The sequence below is a fragment of the Acetobacter garciniae genome (assembly GCF_017377735.1).
Classification (GTDB): domain Bacteria; phylum Pseudomonadota; class Alphaproteobacteria; order Acetobacterales; family Acetobacteraceae; genus Acetobacter; species Acetobacter garciniae.
Map to the genome: position 1 here is coordinate 566,938 of NZ_JAFVMH010000001.1, position 17,203 is coordinate 584,140.

Genomic DNA, 17,203 nt, shown 5'->3' on the forward strand with positions numbered 1-17,203 from the left:
GGATTATGACGAAGACACCAAAACGCATCATCATTACGGGCGCTGCCGGTCTGGTTGGCCAGAATCTTGTCACCCGGCTGAAAAAACGGCCGGATCTGGAAATTGTCGGCATCGACAAGCATCCTGCCAATGTTCGCATTCTCAGGCAGCTTCACCCCGAAATCGAGGTAATCGAAGCGGATCTGGCCAAGCCCGGTGGGTGGGAACACGCCTTTGACGCGGGTGGCACGCTTATTCTCAACCATGCCCAGATTGGCGCGCTGACCGAGCAGCCTTTCATAGATAACAATATTACCGCCACGAAGAACGTGCTGGCGGCCGCCCAGCGCGCCGGTTTGCCCTATCTGGTGCATATCTCGTCATCGGTCGTGGAATCCATGGCGCATGACTTTTATACCGAGAGCAAGAAGGTGCAGGAAAAGCTGGTGCTGGACAGCGGTATTCCGGCCTGCGTACTGCGGCCGACGCTGATGTATGGCTGGTTCGACCGCAAGCATCTGGGCTGGCTTGCGCGCTTCATGCACAAATCTCCGATTTTCCCCATTCCGGGGAGCGGCAAGTATATCCGCCAGCCCCTGTATGCGGGGGATTTGTGCAATATCATCATATCGGCAGCCGATACCCCGCGCCCGAACACGATTTACAATATTTCAGGGCGGGAAAAGGTCTATTACATCGACCTGATCCGTGCGGTGAAGAAAGCATCCCGTGCGAAGGCAATGATCGTGCGCATACCGTACGGGGTTTTCTATGCGCTGATGGCCGCTTATGCGCTGGTAGACAAAAACCCGCCTTTCACAACCCAGCAGCTAAAAGCGCTGGTGACACCGGATGAATTCGACATCATCGACTGGCCGGGCATATTCGGGGTCCAGCCCCATACGCTTGTCGATGCGCTGGAAGAGACATTCCAGGATCCCGTCTATTCGCACGTCAAGCTGGAGTTCTAGGAAATGGCCAAAGTTGCGGTGATCGGTGCGGGCGCCATGGGGCTTGCAGCCGCCTATCATGCCCTTAAGGCAGGGCATGACGTGACCCTGTATGAAAGCGATACGGTAGCAGGGGGCATGGCCGCGCATTTCGATTTCGACGGCCTGTCGATCGAACGTTTTTACCATTTTGTCTGCAAGGCGGACCAACCGCTCTTCGACCTGATGGCGGAACTGGGCATTGGCCACAAGCTCTGCTGGCGCAATACATCCATGGGGTATTACATTGCCGGGCGACATTATCGGTGGGGTACCCCGTGGGCGCTGCTGACATTTCCGCTCCTTTCCCTGCGGGGCAAACTTGGCTACGGGTTTCAGGCATTCTTGCAGACAAAGCGGAAGCATTTCGATGATCTGGACCGGGTCAATGCGGGGGACTGGTTCATCAAATGGGGTGGGCGCCGGACCTATGACGTTCTGTGGAAACGCCTGCTGGAACTGAAGTTCTTTGAATATGCCAATGATATTTCAGCGGCATGGATGGCGACGCGCATCAAGCGTATCGGAACGTCGCGGGCGTCGCTCTTCCAGGAACAGCTTGGTGTTATCGAAGGCGGATCGCAGACCCTGGTCGATGCGCTTGTGGCAGCGATCAGGAGGCTGGGGGGCACCATCCGGCTGGGCGAGCCTGTGCGCGAAATCGTGGCGGCAGGGGGCCGTGTTACGGGCGTGCGCACGGACAAGAACACCAGTGATTATGAGCGTGTCATCTCCACTGTGCCAACACCTCTTGTTTCGGCCATGGTGCCGGCCCTGCCCGATGCGTCCAAAAAAGCTTATGACGCCATACGCAATATTGGCGTCGTGTGTGTGCTCCTGAAACTGAAAAAGCCGGTTACGGACCATTTCTGGTTGAATATCAACGACCAGCGTATTGATATTCCGGGCATTGTCGAATTTTCAAACCTCCGGTATTTATCCGATACAGTCGTCTATGTGCCCTATTACATGCCGCAGACGCATCCAAAGTTTACCCAGTCGGATGATTTCTTTGTCAAGGAAGCCATGGGCTACCTGACGGAAGTCAATCCCGCCTTGACGCGGGAGGATCTGCTTGCGTCGCATGTTGGCAGGCTGTCCTATGCCCAGCCGGTTTGCGAACCTGGCTTTTCCGCCAAAATTCCGCCTGTCCAGACCCCGATCGCGGGATTGCAGGTGGCTGACACCTGTTATTATTACCCAGAAGATCGCGGTATTTCCGAAAGCGTACGCTTCGCGAAAATCATGGTCGATGCTTTGTAAAAAAGCCGTTGGGGGAGGAGCATATTGGAAGCCGTTTTAAAAGCCTGCATCTGAAATACCCCGTCAGACTATAAAAGTTTTTTGTGAAGCTTTTTTAAAAAAGCTTCACAAAACGTCGCTTTTTTAAAAAAGGCGACGCCTTAAAATGTTTACTTTTTTTTATCAACGGTTTCTTGGAACAGTCTCTTAAATAATTCTGTTTCATCCAGACTGGGACAAGACTGGCGGTGAAGCATCCCTATCGATGCCGGACCTGCACTTCCACTCCCAGTCTGTCGAATGCGCGATAAGAGATGTTTGAATAAGCGGGAAGAAGTACTACCATGATGTTTCTTCGGTTTCTGGTAACAGGGGGGATCGCGGCTGGCGTTAACATCGGCAGCCGCTATTTCTTCAACTGCTTTGTCCCGTTCGGCTGGTCTGTCGTGCTCGCCTATCTGGTGGGGATGCTGACGGCTTATAGTCTTGCGCGTCTTTTTGTGTTTTCGCCGTCCGATCGCGGGGTCGCATCGGAACTGGGGCGCTTCGTGCTTGTGAATCTTGTCGCCCTGGTCATTGTATGGGGAACAACCATGGGGCTGGCATTCGTCGTGTTTCCGGCCCTCAATTTTACATGGCATGCCGAAGATATTGCTCATTTTATAGGCGTATTGTCACCGGCGGTGCCGAGTTTCATTGGGCACAAATATTTTTCTTTCAAAAGTAAAGTCTCTTTTGCTGAAAAATAAGAGTAGAAATTGTCATTCTGTCTCTCGTATCGTTCATGGGCCAAGCCGTGGTTCAGCCGGAATGGGATTGGATCTCACAATAAGGAAGTCGCAATGGAGCGCGTGATTGGAAAAAAAAATGAATATAGAGGCTTTCTGTCGATTATATTTACAGTCATTTCTATAATAATCGTTATTTTTCCTAATTTCATTGCCTTGTCGACTGATGAACTGGCCATACAATCCCATTCCGATCCTCTTGCTGTTCTCATGCTGGATCAGGCATCCAATGGCCGCTATACGTTTGCGGCGATCTTGAAATTCCTGAGTGTCTTTCATGTTCACTATGAAGAATATATCGTTATATCGTCGGCTTTTCTTGTTTTCTCGTTAGTCCTGCTGCTGCAGTTTCTTGCGGATTATGTAAAATTCGACGAAACGGAAAGAGTCTGCTTTTCGGTATTGTTTGTGTTTTTTCCTTTGAACTTGGACGTCTATCAATTCAAAGAAGCGTATTTATCTTATGCGGTGTCATTTTTGTTTTTGGCCTTATATTTTAAGGTATTTTCGGTCGAGATCCAATCGAAATGGAAATTTCTTCTGGGCAGTGTCTGCCTTTTAGTCTCTTTTGGGTCCTATCAAATTAGCATTATTCTGGCATTGATGGCTTTCTTGATAAAGGTAACCAATTCTGGAAATGAAGAAATTACTTATAAAGATGTATATCCTATTTTAGTCGCATCGATTTTATATAGTGTCGTGAATGCTCTTTTGAAAAAATGTCATGTTCCGGGTTTCGAGATGTATCCGGCCCGAGAGCAGGGGCTTCGGTTCGTGTCCGGGAATTTGTGGAATTATGCCAATGCGAGCGCAGATATTTTTATTGCGGGGCATGGCTGTTATTATCCGTTGATATTGAACAGTGCAAAGCTGATTTTTCTGTTTTCCTTTGTGGTCTTTATATTGAATTTCCGGACTATGGGAGCAGCTTTATTTGTTGTGGCCGCCGTTGTCCTGGCCGCCAATCCTTTGAATCTGATGATCAAGGGCTGGTGGCCCTCGGCCCGCAGTATTTCTGCGATCGCCTTTTCCTTGCCGTATATTATGGTGAAGAATTTGAACGTTCTCTTCAGGAACATGACGAACGCATCCAGATTTTTATTTTGTGCCTTCTTTTCGATTTTTTTCTTTACAGATATGTGGGCCGAATCAAACCGGGTTATCCAAAGCTATTTTGATATAAGTCGCGTTAATTCCATTATCTCAAGCATTTATGCGGAAGATGAAAATTATTCCGATAAAATAATACTATATATTCAGCCGGACTATGCAAAAAACAATTACATCGCGCATTCTACTTACGATTATGGCACCGGCCTTTTGCAAACGCCCTGGTCCGCGACAGCAGTATTCAATTTTCTCTCCCAGGGGAAAATAGAAGCGCATATCGATGAAAGTCATTTTTGTGAGATGAATTCAAAAAAGAAATTCATAAACAAAGGAAGGGATAATGCATTTTACTTATGTTTTTGATGTCTGTGCAGGAATATGGTTTTCGGGGCTCGGTCGGAATTATATGGGACAACACTGTCGCGCGATAGAACGCCCGTGACGACGCCGATCAGGACCGGGTGACACGTAACTGTGCCATTCAGAGTTACGGACGCCCGAGGCGGGTTGGCATCTTCGGTCTATGGTCCCCGTCTCGCGTGGGTGACCTTGCCGTACCTCCCATTTTCCCCGGTTTCGGCCAAGGACTTTAAAGGCGCGGCATCAGCAGCAAAGTTGTGGTCCTGCGCTTCTTGGTCCGCTCAGGTGGGTGTGGTTCATCTCGCAGCGATCTCAGCCATTCTGTTTTTCGGTTTGATTGGCAGGATAGAATGCGGGGAAGCGGTGTAAAATTATAAAGCGCCGAATTTTCGTGCCGTATAAACGTCAAAGGGGGCCACATGGGGCCCCCTTTGGTTCTGTCCGGCTTGTTTGAACCGGGCAGGGATCAGACCAGAGCCTGTTTCAGCGCGGCTGTCAGGTCCTTGGTTCCGGCGTTGCCGCCCAGATCCTTGGTGCGGACCGAACCCTTGGTAATGACCTTGTCGATCGCAGAATCGATGCGGTCGGCCAGGTCGCCACGGCCGACATGGCGCAGCATCATCACCGCTGCCAGCAGCAGGGCCAGCGGGTTGGCAATGCCCTTGCCCGCAATGTCAGGGGCCGAGCCATGGACGGCTTCGAACACGGCGGCTTTTTCACCGATATTCGCACCCGGGGCCATGCCCAGACCGCCAACCAGACCGGCCGTCAGGTCGGACAGGATGTCACCGAACAGGTTGGTGGTGACAATCACGTCGAACTGCCAGGGGTTGATGACCAACTGCATGGCGCAGGCATCCACGATCCGTTCGTTGAACGCGATGCGGCCCTTGTATTCCTCGGCAACCTTGCGGCCTTCTTCAAGGAACAGGCCCGTCAGCAGCTTGAGGATATTCGCCTTGTGAACGATGGTCACCGTCTTGCGGTTGTTCTTGAGCGCATATTCAAAAGCGTATTTGACAATGCGGCGGCATTCGGCGCGCGAGGTAAAACCGGAGCTCAGCGCAATTCCCTTGGGGTCTTCACCCACGGGAATGTAATGCTCCATCGCCGCGTAGTACCCTTCCAGGTTTTCGCGGAAAAGAACCAGGTCGATATCGTCGAACTTGCCGCCGGGCACGATGGTCTTGGTGGGGCGCAGGTTCGCGAACAGGCCAAATTCCTGGCGCAGCGTCACGTTAATGGATTTGAAGCCGCCACCAACAGGCGTGGTCAAAGGACCTTTGAGGGCGAGACCAGTACGGCGAATGCTTTCAATGGTTTGCTTGGGCAGCGGGTCGTTTACCGCGTCTACGCCTGCCATGCCGGCCAGCTGCGGGTCCCATGCGAACGGGGCGGAAACGGTATCCAGAATTTCGGTGACCGATTCAACAATCTCGGGACCGATGCCATCGCCGGCGATAAGCGTGGCGGGAATGGTCTTGCTATCTGCTGTCATACTGAGAAGCTCCCTTTCACTTCGCTGCCTGTTCTGCGCCTGTTTGCCCCGTGTTGCGATTCCCAATTACGTGACTGGGGGGCGTGGGCGCGTGTCTCACGCCATGTTGAGGGGCAGGCACGCCCCTGCAAGCCATTTTTGGGCCCCAGGCGGCAGATGCGGGCCAATAAGCTGCAATATCCGCGCATGGTAGCTATCCAGCAGGGTGGTATCTTCGGGGCCCAGAACCGCCAGATCGATCAGCCGCCGGTCGAAAGGGGCCAGGGTCAGGGTCTCGAATTCAAGGAACTGACGGCCGGAGTCTGCGTTATGGTCCGCCTGTGCCGCAGGGGGGTGGACGGGGCGCACCAGCAGGAGCGTTTCCAGCCGGATGCCATAAGCCCCCGGTTTGTAGAAACCCGGCTCGTTGGACAGGACCATCCCGCTTTGCAGGGCAACGGTATTCGGGCTTTTGGCGATCCGGGCCGGACCTTCATGCACGGACAGGAAACTGCCCACCCCGTGGCCTGTGCCATGATCGTAGTCCAGCCCGGCCTGCCACAGGGCGTAACGGGCCAGCGCGTCCAGCGCGAAACCGGCCGTGCCGATGGGGAACCGCGCCTGCCCGAGCCGGATATTGCCCTTGAGCACGCGGGTGAAAACCTTTTTCAGGTCATCGGGCGGCACGCCCGGCCCGGTCCAGACCGTGCGGGTGACATCGGTCGTGCCTTCGGGGTATTGGCCGCCGCTGTCGATCAGATAGACCTCGTTATCCTCCAGCCTGCGATCGCTTTGCCCGGTCACACGGTAATGAATGATCGCGCCATTGGGGCCGGCCCCGGAAATGGCGGGAAAGGACTGCTCGACATAGCCCGCACCTTCGGCCCGGAACGCATCCAGCCGGCTGGCGGCCTCAAGCTCGGTCGCGTTGTGGCCGTCCGTATCCAGCCAGTGCAGGAAGCGGCAGAGCGCTATCCCGTCGCGCAGATGGGCAGTGCGCATGCCAGCCTGTTCCGTGTCGTTCTTGCAGGCCTTGGGCAGCAGGCAGGGATCTGGCGTTTCACGCACCATCGCGCCGTGGCGTTCCAGGCACTGGCCAAACCACACGGCGTTGCTCGCCGGGTCCACCCCGACGGTCCTGCCGCTCAGGCTGGCCAGAACCTGTTCCATTTCCGCCGGGTCATGGGTGCGGATATCCGGCCCCAGCCAGTCGCGCACGGCAGGGGGTATCTTGCCCGGGGCAATGAACAGGTCGGTCGTGGCATCGGCATGGATTATGGCAAAGGCCAGTACCACCGGTGTGCAGGGAATATCCGATCCCCGGATATTCAGCAGCCACGCGATGGAAGCACTATCGCTCAGCACGGCGGCGTCCTGCCCGGCTTCGCGCAAGGTCAGGGCGATCCGCGTGCGCTTGCTGGCCGAGCTTTCGCCTGCATGGTTCAGCGGGTGGATGAAGGCGGGACCATCGGGCAGGGCGGGGCGGTCGGTCCATAGGCTGTCGATCAGGTTGCAAGGGGTTGCGACCAGCGTCACCCCGTCCAGCGCGGCAAAGGGGCGAAGGTCCGCCTGGCTCATGATCCGTGGATCATACCCGATGCGGCTGCCCGGTTCGGCTGTTTCTGCCAGCCATGTCGCGGGTGGCGTGCGCAGGCTGTGCAGGCGTTGCCAGCACGCGCCATCCACCTGCTGGTCCAACTGGGTGGTGTAGCGGCCGTCTGAAAATACGGCTGCCTCGTTTGCCAGCACGACCGCACTGCCCGCGCTGCCGGTAAAGCCGGTCAGCCAGGCCAGGCGTTCGGCACAGGCTGGTGTGTATTCCCCCAGGAATTCATCGCTATGGGGAATAATCAACCCGTCCAGCCTCTCCTTCGCCACAAGGGCACGCAGGGCCTGAAGCCGGGCACAGGACGCTGATGGCATGGGAAAATCTCCTGCGTGGGAAAAGCGCGGGGCGTAGGTGCGGGCGAATGGTGTTGCCCGTTACGGGCGGGGGCGGTCGGGCCGACGCAGGACCAGCGTTGCCCAGTCTCCTTCGGTCAGTAGATGTTCGAGCACCAGCCCCTGGCGCCTGTGGGCGGAAAGGACCATGCGCACCTGGCTGCGCAGCAGGCCGGCCAGAATGACCGTGCCCCCGGGTACCAGATTACGGGCGAGATCCTTGGCCATCAGGCACAAAGGCCGGGCGAGGATATTGGCGAACACCAGGTCGAACGGGGCCTTGCGGCGGATGGCGGGCGTGTTCCAGCCATTGCCCAGCCGACAGGTCAGCAGGGGGGCAAGCCCGTTGCGCTGGGCGTTGCGCGCGGCAACCCGCACGGACCAGGGTTCGATATCCACCGCCAGAACCGGCTGGTGCAGCAGGGCCGCCCCGGCCATGGCCAGAATGCCGGTGCCGCACCCCAGGTCGAGAATACGGCGCGGCCTGCGATGGGCGATCAGTTCCAGGGCGCGCAGGCAGCCCCGGGTGGATCCATGTTCGCCCGACCCGAAGGCCACCCCGGCATCGAGCGTCAGCACAATGCGGGTGGCATCGTGCTGGTCGGGCAGATGGGTGCCGCGCACCACAAAGCGACGGCCCACCTGTTGTTCGGGGAAAGCTTCATACGTGCGGGCCAGCCAGCCTTCGGCCTCGGTCGGTGCGCGCTCAAGCGTCGCACTTTCCCCACTGGCCAGTTCGGCTAAAAGCAGGGCGGCGGCCAGTTCATCTTCCCGGTGGCCGGTATCCTTCACGCCTTCGACGCGCCAGAGCGTGCCTTCGGGGTTGGCTTCGAAAAGACCGATTGTGGTGCAGACACTGCCAATGGCGTTTTCGTAAAATTCGACAGCCGCTTCGGGAATGGTGACGGAAATGGTTTCCAGGCTGGTGGCGTGTCGGCGGGCGGGTGGGGCCATTACAGTTTCTCGATAAAGGAGGACAGAAGTCGTTTGGTGCCTGCGTTCTCGAACGCGATTTCCACATGGTGCCGGTCGGCCGCGATCACGATGCCCACGCCGAACCGGGCATGGCGCACATGATCGCCCAGTTGCAGGCTGGTGGCGTCATCGGCCAGCGGGTCACGCCTGCGGCGGGCGATGACAGGCCCGTTGGCAAAGACGGAGTCCGTGCTGTGCAGGCCGCGGTGGCGCATGCCGCCTTCGTCATTGCGGGTAATGTGTTCGTCGGGCAGTTCGTCAAGGAAGCGGCTGGGCATGGAAGGCTGCCAGTTCGCATAGATACGGCGGCTGCCGGCATGGAAGATCAGGGCCTGCTTGCGCGCGCGGGTAATGCCCACATAGGCCAGGCGGCGTTCTTCCTCCAGCCCCTTCTGCCCGCCTTCATCCAGCGTGCGCTGGGATGGAAACACGCCTTCCTCCCACCCGGGCAGGAACACGATATCGAATTCCAGCCCCTTGGCCCCATGCAGGGTCATGATGGACAGGCGGGCTTCCTGCGCGTTTTCGTCATGTTCCATGACCAGGGCCACATGTTCCAAAAACTCGCCCAGCGTGCCGAAATCGGCCAGGGCGCGCACCAGTTCCTTCAGGTTCTCCAGCCGGCCCGGGGCTTCGGGCGAGCGGTCCTGGCGCCACATATCCAGATAGCCGCTTTCCTCCAGCAGGTGCTCGATGGCCACCACATGCCCGTCCCGCGCCATGATATCGCGCGTGGTGGCAAGGGCCGTCATCAGCTTGCCCAACTGTTCGCCCAGCTTGCCCTTGAGCGTTGCATTCTCCACAAGCTGCGCCGTGGCCACGGATAGCGACACGCCTGCGGCCCGGGCTGCGGCGTGCAGTTTTTGCAGGGCTGCCGGTCCCACACCGCGCTTGGGCACGTTGACGATGCGCTCGAACGCCAGGTCGTCGGCCGGCTGGGTCAGGGCGCGCATATAGGCAATGGCGTCGCGCACCTCGGCCCGTTCGTAAAAGCGGATACCGCCCACGATCCGGTACGGCAGGCCGGTCTGCACCAGCCGTTCCTCGAATGCGCGGGTCTGGAAACCGGCGCGAACCAGAATGGCCATTTCCGCCAGGGAATGCCCCTGCGCGCGAAGGCTCTCGGCGGTTTCGCACACGATGCGGGCCTCGGCATCCGAATCCCATACGCCGGTGACCGATACCTTATCGCCCTCCGCATCATCCCGGCCTGAACGCAGGGTCTTGCCCAGCCGGTCGGCGTTGTGGGCGATCAGCCCGGCTGCTGCCCCCAGAATATGCCGGGTGGAGCGGTAGTTGCGCTCAAGTCGCACGATCTGCGCGCCGGGAAAGTCTTTTTCGAAGCGCAGGATATTTTCCACCTCCGCTCCGCGCCAGGAATAGATGGACTGGTCGTCATCCCCCACGCAGCAGATATTGGCGGCCCCATCCGGGCGTTTGGCCAAAAGCCGCAGCCACAGATACTGGACGGTGTTGGTGTCCTGGTATTCGTCCACCAGAATATAGCGGAACAGGCGGTGATACTGCGCCAGCACATCAGGCTGGGTGCGCAGGATTTCCGTGACATGCAGCATCAGGTCGCCAAAGTCACAGGCGTTCAACTGGAGCAGGCGCGCCTGATAGGCCTCGTAAATGGCGCGGGCATGGCCGTTGGCGAAATCCGTGTCTTCCGCCGGGGTTACGCGCGCAGGTGTCAGGCCCCGGTCCTTCCAGCGCTGGATAACGCCCAAAAGCCCCGGTGGCGGCCAGCGTTTGGTGTCGATCCGCCACGGCTCCATCACCTGCTTGAGCAGGCGAAGCTGGTCATCCGTATCCAGAATGGTGAAGCCCTGCGTCAGCCCAGCATATTCCGCATGGCGGCGCAGCATGCGCGCGCACAGGGCATGGAACGTGCCCAGCCACAGTCCGTCGGCCGGGGCTCCCAGCAACAGGCCCACACGTTCGCGCATTTCGCGCGCGGCCTTGTTGGTAAAGGTCACGGCCAGGATCTGCCACGGCTTGGCCCGGCCCGTCAGCAGGATATGGGCGAAACGCGTGGTCAGCACCCGTGTCTTGCCCGTACCGGCCCCGGCCAGCACCAGCAACGGGCCGTCGGTCGTTTCTATGGCCGCGCGCTGCTCGGGGTTCAGCCGCGCGAGATAGGAGCCCGAGCCTTCGGGCATGGGCGAAAAAAGCGATGGGGAAGGGGGTTCGGATGTCGTCACCTCTCCTTTATAGAATAAGCAGGCACGATAGGCCAAGCGGAGCAGACAAATGCGAAACAGGCGGCCACACAGCCCGGACGGCGCGCAGGAGCGCAGCATCCCCCAAGCTGGCGCACCTGTCTTCAAGACCACGGGGCCCACGGGGCACAGGCAGCGCATGCGCGAACGCGTGCTGCACACGGGGGCCGGCGGGCTTGCGGATTACGAGGTGCTGGAAATGCTGCTGTTCGCGGGCATACCCCGGCGCGATACCAAGCCCCTTGCCAAAAGCCTGATCAACCGCTTCGGCAGCCTTGCCGCCGTGGTAGAGGCCGGGCCCGACGCACTGGAGCAGGCCCGTGTGCCGCAGGGCTGCGTACGCCTTTTCGCCACACTGGGCCCTATTGCCCAGCGCGTGGCGCAGGGGGCACGCCCCGAACGCCTGGTGCTGGAAAACTGGGACAGCGTGCTGGCCTATTGCGATGTGCACCTGGCCGGGTGCACGGGAATGCACGTGCTTTTCCTGGACAGCCACAACCACCTGATCGCGGATGAGGACATGGCCATGCCGCCCGCCCTGGCACAGCCCCGCCCGGACCTGCCAGCCGTCAAGCAGGCCGTGTCGCGGCTTTTGCAACGGGCCCTGGCCCTGCATGCGACAAGTCTCATGACCCTGTATCTGGCGCGCGATGATGAACCGGTGGACCCCATCATGGCGGGCGACAGAGCCTTTGCCACGGCCCTTGGTCGGGCGGGGGCCCTGCTGGGTGTGGACGTGCATGGCCACATGGTGGTGGGGCAGGGCCAGTGGCGCAATTTCAGCCTTGGTGAGCAGCCACGGTGAGCCCCTCCCGCCCCGCGACCGGCCCTGATGACGGGGATGAGCCCCCGGCTTGTGGCACGAGCCCGTATGCCGGGCCGCACGAATCCACGCCGAGGGACCAGGGTGGGAATGCCCCCACGCCCAAACGGCGTGCGCGCCGGCCAGGCGATCAGGCGGGTGCGGGGGCCGGGGGCGACCAGCTTGCCGATGCATCGTTCTTTCGCTTCGGGGCGGAAGGGGCGTTGCTGGTCACGCCAGCGCTGGCCGATGCCCGGCTTGCTCCCGCCATGGAAGATGACCTGGGCCTGCTGGTCCGCCTGTTGCGCAGCGCCCTGCCGCGCCTGGCCGAGCCCGATCGTGTGGCCCGCCAGTTGCTGGACACCTGCGGCAGCCTGCCCGCCGTGCTGTTCGGCGCCGAACGTGCGGGAGCGGTCGCAGCCCCCCAGCCCGAGGCCGTGCGGGTGGCCCTTCTGCTGGTGCGCGAGGTCGTGCTGCGCCTGCACCGCGCCCGGTTGCGGGACCGCCCGCTTATTGCCAGCCGCCAGCAACTGCACGCCTATCTGGGTACTGTAATGGGGCACAAGAAGGTGGAGCAGATCCGGGTGCTGTTTCTCGATGCCGAGCAGCGTCTGCTCAAGGACGAGGTAACGGGACAGGGCACAGTGGACCACGCGCCGGTCTATCCAAGGGAATTGGTGCGGCGCGCGCTGGAACTGGGGGCAGCGGGCCTTGTGCTCGTGCATAACCACCCCAGCGGAAACCCCACCCCGTCCGATGCCGATATCGCCATGACACGGCGTATCGTGGCGGCAGCCGCCGTGCTGGAACTGACAGTATGGGACCATGTGATTGTGGGAGACGGGCGGATTCTGAGCATGAAGGAGGCGGGGCTTCTCTAACGGCCTCGCAGGCTTGGCCCGACCACAAGGGGCCGGGCCTGTGCTGTCCGGATATCCTGCCCTTCATGCTCAGTGGCGGAAGGCGTCAGTCACCCCACGGAATGCCCCGACCGATCTGGCATTTCATGCCCATGGGCGGGCGAAAGCACCCACCCATGCGGGTTTTGCCGCAGCCCCTATACGGCCGCGGCGCTAGAACGCGGTTTCGTCCATGACGTAGGGGGCTGCGGTCTTGGTGGCCAAGGGCCCCAGGGCGGCCTGCACGCCATGTTCGCCCGGCAGCCCACCGTGGGGGAACAGAACGTTGACATGGCCCATCTTGCGGCCTTCGCGCGCTTCCGCCTTGCCATACAGATGCGGAATCTGCCCGGGGGTTGCCAGAATCTGCGGCCACAGCGCCATGTCTTCCGGCCCGACCAGGTTTTTCATCACCGCATCGGAATGGCGGGTGGCCTGGGGCAAAGGCAGGCCCGCCACGGCGCGGATATGCATGTCGAACTGGTCCTGCGGGCAGGCATCCATGGTCCAGTGGCCCGAATTATGCGGGCGGGGGGCAATTTCATTGACCATGATCTGCCCGTCACGGCCCAGGAACATTTCCACCCCCATGATGCCTTTAAGGCCAAGCTGGCGGGCCACCTTGGCGGCCAGGGCGCTGGCTGTGGCGGCAATATCGTCCATGATCGGGGCAGGGGCCAGGGTCAGGTCCAGAATGCCGTGCCAGTGGCGGTTCTGCACCGTGTCGAAACAGCGGATGGTGCCATCCACCCCACGCGCGACCATGACGCTGAGTTCGCAGGCGAAATCCACCATGGCTTCGGCCACCAGCGGGTGCGGGGCCAGTTCCGCGAAGGCCTGTTCCAGTTCGCCCAGTTCATACACGCGTCTCTGGCCCTTGCCGTCATAGCCGTTGCGCGTGGTTTTCAGGATAAGGGGCAGCCCCAGCTTTTCAGCCGCCGCGTAAAGGGAAACTTTGTCCGTGACCGCATGCCACGGGGCGACCGGCACGCCTGCGTCGGTCAGGAAGGTTTTTTCCGCAAGGCGGTCCTGGCTTATGCGCAGGATGCGCCCCGACGGCCGGACGGGGCAATAGCTGGCGAGCTGGTCCAGCGCGTTGGCGCTGATATTCTCGAACTCGAACGTGACGACATCCACCGCGCAGGCAAATGCCTCCAGCGCGCGGATATCGTCATAGGCGCCAAGGGTTACGGCATGGGCCACCTGCGCTGCCGGGTCCTGGGCCCCCTGGGTGAGAATATGGGCCCGAAAGCCCAGCTTTGCCGCCGCCATCGCGGACATGCGGCCCAACTGCCCGCCCCCGACGATGCCGATCACACTATTGGGGGGAAGAACCTTATGCGTCTGTGTCATGGGTTTTCGATCGTGGGGGCGTTGGCGACGGAGGCTGTCTGCAAGGCCCGCCATGCGTCAAGCCGGTTCGCCAGGTCCGGGTTCTGGAGGGAAAGAATGGAGGCCGCCAGCAGGGCCGCGTTTTTCGCACCGGCCGAACCGATGGCCAGCGTGCCCACCGGCACGCCGCCGGGCATCTGCACGATGGACAGAAGGCTGTCCATGCCCTTGAGCGCGCGGGATTCCACAGGCACGCCCAATACAGGCAGGCGGGTCCATGCCGCACACATGCCGGGCAGATGGGCAGCCCCGCCAGCCCCCGCGATAATGACGCAAAGCCCCCGCTTTGCCGCCGTGCGCGCATATTCGGCCAGCCTGTCGGGCGTGCGGTGGGCCGAGACGATGCGCACTTCATGGGCGATATCAAGCTCGGTCAGGATCGCATTCGCATGGCGCATGGTTTCCCAGTCGGACTGGCTGCCCATGATCACGCCCACCAGCGGGGCAGGGTGGGTGGCCATGTCTTCCGTAAAGGTGGCGGGCGAATGTTGGGGGGCTGCGGTGTTCACGGCGGTGGTATATCCGGTCGGTCTGGCCCGCGCGGGGGCGGGCATCAAAATTCAGGGAGATCCGAAGGTCAGGCAATATTGTCGGGTATCAGCATGCTTTCAAGCTTTGTTATGCGGTCCTTGAGCAGCAGCTTTCTTTTTTTCAGCCGCTGGAGGTAGAGCTGGTCCATGAAACTGGCTTCGGATGCCATGCGGCTTATCACCGTGTCCAGGTCGCGGTGTTCACTGCGGAGTTCATGAAGCTGGCCCAACAGTGAATCGCGGTCTGTCAGCATGGTGTGGCTCTCCCAATGGCGTTGTGTCCGGCAGGAGCGGATTCGGGGCCGCCCGGCGGGTGTTGTCCTGCCATTTTGCCAGTTTTCACCAAGCCGACGCGGGTGGCCAGTCCCGGCGACATAAAAAGTTCCATGTGCCCAGCGCATACGGGGTTGCGCTGAATTATGAAATTAGCATGAATTTCTGGGGGACCAGTACGCTACCGTTGGGTGTCACACACCGAATGGAGGCACCCATGACACGTCTTGCACGGATCGAAAGTCTCAAGAACCGCCATTTCCGGATTGACCAGCAGATCGTCTCCGAAGGGGGTAGGCCCAGACCGGATGAACGTGTGCTGATGTGCCTCAAGCTGCAAAAGCTGCGCCTCAAGGAAGAAATCGAAAAAATGACGGCCTGACACCGCCCCGGGGCAAGCCCCCTGCCTTGCGGGGCAGGGGTTCCTGTCGGGTCGGTTTTTCAGTCCTCGGACGCGCCGAAGCCCATCACCTCGGGCGAGGGGGTGGGAATATCCGCACCTTCACGTTCAAGCTTTGTATTGGCTTCCGCCACTGCGGCGTTCAGGTCCGTCTGGCTGCACAGGCCGATGGTAACCGGGTCACGCGGCTTGATGTTGGGCGTGTTCCAGTGCTGCTTGTCGCGCACCTTGGCAATGGTGTCCTTGGTCGTGCCCAGAAGCTTGACCACCTGCTGGTCGCTCAACTGCGGGTAGTTGCGCAGAAGGAACGCAATGCCGTCGGGCCGGTCGTGGCGCTTGGCGACAGGCGTATAGCGCGCACCCTTGGAGCGGCGGCGCACCGGGTTGCCCGATGCCAGGATTTTAAGCCGCGCGGTGGGCGTTGCCTCGCACCGGCGGATTTCCTCAAGCGTGAGCTGATGGTTGGCGACGGGGTCGTAGCCTACGATCCCCTGCGCGACCTCGCCATCGGCAATGGCCTGGACCTCAAGCGGGTGCATGCCACAGAAGGCCGCGATCTGCTCGAAGCTGAGGGCCGTTTTTTCAATCAGCCACACAGCAGTCGCTTTGGGCATGAGGGGTAGGGTTGTCATGGCGTCCATCCTGTCATCGGGCCGCGTTCACGCAGGCACCCGAAAGTCGATGGCCTGAGGAAGCTCGCCCCCGAAGCCTGCGTGCCTGCAGACGCGCATCTGTGCCACGATATGGGGGGTGCAGGCTGTGCAGGTCAAGCGCCAAATGCACAATAGGGAAGGGGAAAACCGCAGTTTTCCCCTTCCCCGTTTTTTCAGGCCGCTGTTGCGACAGGTGTGGCCGTATCCTGTGCGACGGAAGCGGTGCTTTCCGCCGCCGGCTGGGGTTCGATCCGGCTGGCTTCGGGCCGGGCCGTATTGATGCTGATATGCCGTGGCTTGAGAGCCTCGGGCATGATCTGGCGCACGGTTATGCGCAGCAGGCCATTGTTCATGTCCGCCCCCGTGACTTCCACATGGTCGGCCAGGGCGAAACGGCGTTCAAACGCGCGCCGGGCAATGCCACGGTGCAGGATTTCGCCTTCGTTCTGCGGCGTGTTGACCCGCCCCTGCACGACCAGCGTGTTGTCCTGCACCACAAGTTCGATATCTTCGGGACCGAAGCCCGCCACGGCCATGGTCAGCGCATAGCTGTCATTGCCGGTCTTGGCGATATCGTAGGGCGGGTAGCTGGGGGTGGCCGTATTGCGCGCGGCGGTATCCATCACCTGGGCCAGACGGTCGAAACCGATGGCGGTGCGAAACAGGGGTGCAAAATCATATGTCATCGTCAGGGAACCTTCTCTTCTAGCAAGGTCCTGCCCTCGCGACGGGCCCCGCAAGGCAACCCGTCTGGGCAGTCTGGTTGTGCGAACCCCCATAACCGGGGCATCCGCATACCCTGAACGTGGAAAGCCCCACCGCCTTTTTCAAGGGGGTGGGGCCTGCAACACAACCAACGGCGAAAAGGTTCAGCCCTTGGTGCGGCTGCCGATTCCTGCAAAGCGCTTGTTGAACTTGGCAACCTGGCCCCCGGTATCGAGGATACGCTGCACACCGGTCCACGCCGGGTGGGACTTGGTGTCAACGTCAAGACGGAGCGTATCGCCGGGTTTGCCGTAGCAGGAATGCGTCTTGTATTCCGTGCCGTCCGTCATGATAACGGTGATTTCGTGATAATCGGGGTGAATGCCGGGCTTCATCAAACTGGTCTTTCATCGCAATAAGCTGGCCCGATACCGACCGGGCGTTGGTGCGGTGCATATAACGGCAC

The 17,203-nt window shown here is 60.1% G+C and carries 17 protein-coding genes; 7 read left to right on the plus strand and 10 right to left on the minus strand.

Annotated features, from left to right (window positions below; translation table 11 throughout):
• The first annotated feature begins 5 nt into the window (after positions 1-5).
• The 4 genes from J2D77_RS02505 to J2D77_RS02520 all read left to right on the plus strand — a co-directional run bounded on the left by J2D77_RS02505 (position 6) and on the right by J2D77_RS02520 (position 4,471).
• A complete protein-coding gene (locus J2D77_RS02505; protein ID WP_207844691.1) occupies positions 6-950 on the plus strand; it encodes an NAD-dependent epimerase/dehydratase family protein in 945 nt (314 codons plus the stop codon).
• Positions 951-953: 3 nt separating this feature from the next.
• On the plus strand, positions 954-2,231 hold the full coding sequence (locus tag J2D77_RS02510) for an NAD(P)/FAD-dependent oxidoreductase (RefSeq protein WP_207844692.1): 1,278 nt from the start codon (positions 954-956) through the stop codon (positions 2,229-2,231).
• A gap of 323 nt (positions 2,232-2,554) precedes the next feature.
• Positions 2,555-2,959, plus strand: coding sequence for a GtrA family protein (locus J2D77_RS02515; protein WP_207844693.1), 405 nt, complete (start codon positions 2,555-2,557; stop codon positions 2,957-2,959).
• Between the two features lie 93 nt (positions 2,960-3,052).
• On the plus strand, positions 3,053-4,471 hold the full coding sequence (locus J2D77_RS02520) for a glucosyltransferase domain-containing protein (RefSeq protein ID WP_207844694.1): 1,419 nt from the start codon (positions 3,053-3,055) through the stop codon (positions 4,469-4,471).
• 463 nt (positions 4,472-4,934) lie between these two features.
• On the opposite strand, the gene J2D77_RS02525 is transcribed toward J2D77_RS02520, so the two are convergent.
• From J2D77_RS02525 to J2D77_RS02540, 4 genes are all read right to left on the minus strand, one after another.
• On the minus strand, positions 4,935-5,966 hold the full coding sequence (locus tag J2D77_RS02525) for an isocitrate/isopropylmalate dehydrogenase family protein (protein ID WP_207844695.1): 1,032 nt from the start codon (positions 5,964-5,966) through the stop codon (positions 4,935-4,937).
• Between the two features lie 96 nt (positions 5,967-6,062).
• Positions 6,063-7,868 (minus strand): aminopeptidase P family protein, encoded by a 1,806-nt coding sequence (locus J2D77_RS02530; RefSeq protein WP_207844696.1) that lies wholly within the window; start codon positions 7,866-7,868, stop codon positions 6,063-6,065.
• 60 nt (positions 7,869-7,928) lie between these two features.
• A complete protein-coding gene (locus tag J2D77_RS02535) occupies positions 7,929-8,840 on the minus strand; it encodes a 50S ribosomal protein L11 methyltransferase (RefSeq protein WP_207844697.1) in 912 nt (303 codons plus the stop codon).
• Positions 8,840-11,023: an ATP-dependent helicase gene (locus J2D77_RS02540; RefSeq protein WP_230975478.1), complete on the minus strand. Its 2,184-nt coding sequence runs from the start codon at positions 11,021-11,023 to the stop codon at positions 8,840-8,842. The genes J2D77_RS02535 and J2D77_RS02540 overlap by 1 nt, the downstream gene beginning before the upstream one ends.
• Positions 11,024-11,114: 91 nt before the next feature.
• Between J2D77_RS02540 and J2D77_RS02545 the strand changes: the two genes are divergently transcribed.
• Together J2D77_RS02545 and J2D77_RS02550 are read left to right on the plus strand one after the other, a co-directional pair.
• Entirely contained in the window at positions 11,115-11,888 is a 774-nt protein-coding gene (locus tag J2D77_RS02545) for a JAB domain-containing protein (protein WP_220556009.1), read from the plus strand.
• Positions 11,885-12,766 carry a JAB domain-containing protein gene (locus J2D77_RS02550; RefSeq protein WP_331000046.1) on the plus strand — a complete coding sequence of 294 codons (882 nt, stop codon included), beginning with the start codon at positions 11,885-11,887 and terminating at the stop codon, positions 12,764-12,766. The genes J2D77_RS02545 and J2D77_RS02550 overlap by 4 nt, the downstream gene beginning before the upstream one ends.
• A 192-nt stretch (positions 12,767-12,958) precedes the next feature.
• Here J2D77_RS02550 and J2D77_RS02555 read toward each other — a convergent pair whose 3' ends face one another.
• The 3 genes from J2D77_RS02555 to J2D77_RS02565 form a co-directional block, all read right to left on the minus strand.
• The gene (locus tag J2D77_RS02555) at positions 12,959-14,137 is read right to left on the minus strand and encodes a 5-(carboxyamino)imidazole ribonucleotide synthase (RefSeq protein WP_207844700.1); all 1,179 of its coding nucleotides are present in this window, start codon (positions 14,135-14,137) and stop codon (positions 12,959-12,961) included.
• Complete coding sequence (gene purE, locus J2D77_RS02560; RefSeq protein WP_207845001.1) at positions 14,134-14,637, minus strand: 5-(carboxyamino)imidazole ribonucleotide mutase; 504 nt, start codon at positions 14,635-14,637, stop codon at positions 14,134-14,136. The genes J2D77_RS02555 and purE overlap by 4 nt, the downstream gene beginning before the upstream one ends.
• Positions 14,638-14,753: 116 nt before the next feature.
• Positions 14,754-14,960, minus strand: a complete 207-nt coding sequence (locus J2D77_RS02565; RefSeq protein ID WP_207844701.1) for a YdcH family protein — start codon at positions 14,958-14,960, stop codon at positions 14,754-14,756.
• A 236-nt stretch (positions 14,961-15,196) separates the two neighbouring features.
• Here J2D77_RS02565 and J2D77_RS02570 point away from each other — a divergent pair, with 236 nt between their 5' ends.
• Positions 15,197-15,361, plus strand: coding sequence for a YdcH family protein (locus J2D77_RS02570; protein WP_207844702.1), 165 nt, complete (start codon positions 15,197-15,199; stop codon positions 15,359-15,361).
• A gap of 59 nt (positions 15,362-15,420) precedes the next feature.
• Here J2D77_RS02570 and J2D77_RS02575 read toward each other — a convergent pair whose 3' ends face one another.
• From J2D77_RS02575 to rpmE, 3 genes are all read right to left on the minus strand, one after another.
• Positions 15,421-16,011 carry a DUF1013 domain-containing protein gene (locus J2D77_RS02575; protein WP_207844703.1) on the minus strand — a complete coding sequence of 197 codons (591 nt, stop codon included), beginning with the start codon at positions 16,009-16,011 and terminating at the stop codon, positions 15,421-15,423.
• A 194-nt stretch (positions 16,012-16,205) separates the two neighbouring features.
• Complete coding sequence (locus J2D77_RS02580; protein WP_207844704.1) at positions 16,206-16,718, minus strand: Hsp20 family protein; 513 nt, start codon at positions 16,716-16,718, stop codon at positions 16,206-16,208.
• Between the two features lie 183 nt (positions 16,719-16,901).
• Positions 16,902-17,132, minus strand: coding sequence for a 50S ribosomal protein L31 (rpmE, locus tag J2D77_RS02585; protein ID WP_207844705.1), 231 nt, complete (start codon positions 17,130-17,132; stop codon positions 16,902-16,904).
• Positions 17,133-17,203 lie beyond the last annotated feature (71 nt).